2 protein-coding genes are annotated in these 4,351 nt (G+C 50.5%); one reads left to right on the plus strand and one right to left on the minus strand.

Annotated elements, in window-relative coordinates; translation table 11 throughout:
• Positions 1 to 670 precede the first annotated feature (670 nt).
• On the plus strand, positions 671 to 1,813 hold the full coding sequence (locus GS429_RS14110) for a mandelate racemase/muconate lactonizing enzyme family protein (RefSeq protein WP_160066014.1): 1,143 nt from the start codon (positions 671 to 673) through the stop codon (positions 1,811 to 1,813).
• Positions 1,814 to 2,597: 784 nt separating this feature from the next.
• Here GS429_RS14110 and GS429_RS14115 read toward each other — a convergent pair.
• Positions 2,598 to 3,857: an orc1/cdc6 family replication initiation protein gene (locus GS429_RS14115; RefSeq protein WP_160066015.1), complete on the minus strand. Its 1,260-nt coding sequence runs from the start codon at positions 3,855 to 3,857 to the stop codon at positions 2,598 to 2,600.
• Between the last annotated feature and the right edge of the window lie 494 nt (positions 3,858 to 4,351).

The raw sequence follows: 4,351 nt of genomic DNA on the forward strand, positions 1-4,351 counted from the left end.
AACGGCTGATTGACGACGCTCAGAAGATACACCAACAACGACCGATCCTCCAAGAGAGGCTCGCTACCGCTACACAACCGATGGATGAGGGTTAGCTAAAGACAGATGATTAGGATTCATAATAGACATCTTTCCGGTCGGCCAGTTCGTTCTAATACAATATTAGAATCAAACGTTCACGACGATATTTTGACTTCTTTGAACGGTTTGTGTCATAAGTTAACACGTTGATTCGCTCTCGAGGTAGTATTCGTATCGATCTCTGATGCTCGTGATCTTATTGTTTTCCCAGTTATCGTCACAGCGGAACAGCAACGGAAGACTATTACACCCGTACTTTTGTAATTATGACCATGTGCGCTACGAACGGATGGTAATTCAGTAACAGGAGAGACCGTTCCCAGTAGCGTAAAATATGGTTGAACAATCACGAGAATTCGATTCCATATTATGGAATAAATAAAGGTAGAACACATTCCGAATCCGGCAACAACGACCATGGATCGAATCACCGCAGTAAAGAATCTGGTTTTGTATAAAAGTCCCAATAGCTGAGCGAACCGGTTTCGGTTACCTACCGTCAGACGTACAACGTATCCACGCATCGCTCAACCGTCTTTACGGTGTTTTCTAGGGAAACATACAAGACGGTTAGCAATATTCTAGATCCATGCGGATAACGAACGTTGAAGCGGTGCCAATCCGCCACGAGTTAGAAGACACCTTCGCGAACTCTCAGCATTGGTACAACAGTAGGGAGTACTGTCTGGTGAAGATCGAAACGGACAGAGGGTTCGTCGGTTGGGGCGAGTGTTACGGACCGATTGCTGGAAACCGCGAGATGGTCGAGAAATGGATCGCGCCCTGGCTGAACGGGAAGAACCCGATGCACGTACGGGAACTCCACGAGAAGATCGCGGTCCGTGCTCGAGCCTCGTACCACTCGTTTCTCCCAGCGACGACGATCAGTGGAGTCGACATGGCTCTGTGGGATCTTCGAGGGAAAGCAGAGAGTAAACCAATTCACGAACTCCTCGGAGGCAAGCGACGATCGTCGGTGACTGCATATGCGACTGGCCACTACTTCAGAGACGTCGACAACTTCGAAACGCTGAAAGAACTCTTTGCTGAAGAAGCCAAAGGACACGTCGAAGCCGGATTTGCGGCATTGAAAGCAAAAATCGGTCTCGATCGGAATACCCCCTGGGGTATCGAAGAAGACATCGAGTTGATCGGCGCAATACGGGAAGCCGTCGGTGACGATGTTCGAATCATGGCTGACGCGAACCAAGCATACGATCGAACCGAGGCGAAATGGGTTGGACGGCGTCTTGCCGAACACGATGTCTACTACTTCGAGGAGCCGATTCCTGTCGAAGATATCCAGGGGTATGCCCACTTAAATGAATGTCTCTCAGTTCCGATTGCCGCGGGGGAATGTTGGGCATTCATACACGAGTTTGAACATGTCATCCGCAACAACGCAGTGAGCTACATTCAGCCCGATATCCCAAGCGCAGGCGGAATCACAACTGTGCAAACAATCGCACGTCTGGCCAATGAGAATAATATTCCGTGTATCCCCCATATCTGGGGATCGGCAATCTCGATCGCCGCGGGACTTCAAATCATCGCGACAATTCCCGGACGAACCATGATCGAGTTCGACAGGACACCCAACCCACTCAGAGATGACATCGTCGCAAATCCCATCGACAATGACGGGAACACTGTTTCGATCCCCGACGGGCCGGGACTCGGTATCGAAGTAGATCAAGATACGTTAAATACATACCGAGTTAATAAGATATGAATATACCATTATATCGTTCAATTATGCCACTCTTCTCTACTCAGGTTGCTTCTGAATGAAAACGGATTCGACGGTCTAAATCCGAGTTATGGTGTCAATTTTCTAGAACAAATGTGCAAGTGCCAGAAAGAAAGTATTATCCAGCACGTTATTTATTTCGGTCAAAATTTAGTGAGGAAAAGTTAGAACCTCCCTCACAGTGAAGAAGAGATGCCTACGCTAACTAAGCGATTATTGCGTTTCACAGCCTCTAAGAGTATCTCAACAAACCATACAGCGGTTGATGGTCGTCCGATCCCAAGTGAGGGACGCTCTCTCCGAGACGTCTCGAGTCGAGAGTGTTTTCCGCCGCGAACGTTCTCAACGAGTCCAATTTTCGCGTCTGCTCTCAACATTAATAGTTGCAGGTGTTGTATCGAGACCGGTGAAACCAGGCGATTAGTACAATAACTCCGGTTGTGTTATTATGGGCTCACACTACGCATATAGACGAACTGATCGTTCAAAGAGACACATTTCCAACATGGCTGTTATCCTATTAGTATATTATTATACATACATTCTCAGATGATACGTGTATGTTTCAATGAGGCTATCGTGCGGCGGGCAGATCTGCTCTCGGAATTCCTCGAGTGTTAGCAAGCGATGTCGTATCGGCGCTCTCAAGGGTGTAACAATTCTTTTAGAATCAATAGTAGAAACGTAGGTAGTTGTCTCGATAGTGGTATCCCCATAGAAGTCGTGATTTAGGTTCACCAGCTGCGAGCAACGGTGGAGCGATGAATCACCTAAAATCGGCCAGCGACATCGTCGGATCGCTCGAGTCCTCATCCGTCATGTGGTCTCGGATCGAATCGTGAATGCCGACATCGTCCAAGACCTCGTCTAACGCCGAGAGAACGAGTTCGATATCCATATCGAGTGTGTACTCTCGATAGGTACCGCCACGGCGTCCCTCGTTTCGCTCGGTGACCGATACGAGGCCCAACATGGCGAGTTCGGAGAGGTGATCGCGCATTCGACGCGGGACGAGCGGGTCGCGTCCCGCTCGCTGAGCAAAGCTCGTGTATCGTGGGCGGACATCACGCGAACGGACGGGCGTTTCCTCCTGGAGATGGAGTGTAAGCAAGGAGTACAGAACGAGATGGCCGTGTTGAGTGAGTCCGCTGATGCCCTCTTCGATACGCCCCCGTTCCAGGTCGTGGCGGCCTGCTTCGACGTGGTCTTCGGTGACGACCGTCGTCTCTTCTTCCTCGCGAGCGAGATCCCCGGCTTTCATCAGAAGGTCGATCGACTGCCGGGCGTCACCGGCGTCTTTTGCTCCGTAGGCGGCGCAAAGCGGAATCACGGCGTCGTCGAGAACGTCGTCGTGGAACGCAACGGCGGCGCGCTGCTCGAGGATTTTCTGGAGGTCGCCGGCGTCGTATGCGGGGAAGTGGATCTCCTGTTCACACAGCGAACTCTTGACTTTCGGCGAAAGATCATCGCGAAACGAGAAATCGTTCGAGATGCCGATGATACCGACCTTCGCGTCAGAGAGATTGTTGTTCGCACGCGCTCGAGGGAGCTGATAGAGGATCGAATCGTCCTCGACGTGGTCGACCTCGTCGAGGACAATGAGATTGGTTCCGCCGATCTCGTCGAGATCGTCCCACAACATTTCGTAGACGGTTGCTCGGGGATAGCCGGTCGTACTGATCTGGTTCGCTTCGTCCCGGAGTTCGTTGACGAGACGAGTTGCGATCTGGTAGGACGACGTGAGCCCGTCGCAGTTGAGGAACGTAAGATGGAGATCGATATCGTCGTACTGGTCGGCGTCCGCCTCGAGATGAGCGAGAAGATAGCGAGTGGCGGCGGTTTTTCCGACACCGGTTTTCCCATACAAGAAGACGTTGTTCGGCTGCTCGCCGTTGATAACTGGTTGGAGAGCCGCCTGATACATCTGGATTTCTTCGTCACGGCCGACGAGTTGCTCCGGTTGGTAGTCCTCCCGCAATGCGTCGCGGTTTTTGTAGATCTCAGTGTCACGCTCGAACAGGCCCATTCGTGATCTCTCTCTAATCCTCTAACAGCAGTGTTTATAAAACCACCGTGTCCGCAGTGTCCGCTGTTCTGATCGCTTATAAAGATGGTTGAGACACACCCACCCCACCATGTCCGGAGTTAGCCGAATAAAAGGTGGGTGGGGTGAGATTGTCCGTCTCTTCTAGATGGAGAAGTTTTAATACAATAGAAAGAGAGCTAGTCCAAATGGCAACTTAGGCTGTTTATTGTATCGTGTTTAGTGTTAGATTGAAGTTGATGGATTCATCTATGAACGTCTTGTCTCTCACCAACCCTCTCTTTCACCAGAACAGCGGACACAGTGGGGTGGGTGTGTCTATTCCGTTTCAAGATATGACCGAATCGCTTGACAACACGATCTCATCTCCAGATATCCACTTTTCGAGGTCAATACTCAGTACTTCACAAAGCCGCTTAGTTAGAACGTCTGCTTGCTGTGAATGTGCCTAGCAAACAGCAGCAAGCAGACAATGA

The organism is Natronorubrum halalkaliphilum (assembly GCF_009834785.1).
Lineage (GTDB): Archaea > Halobacteriota > Halobacteria > Halobacteriales > Natrialbaceae > Natronorubrum > Natronorubrum halalkaliphilum.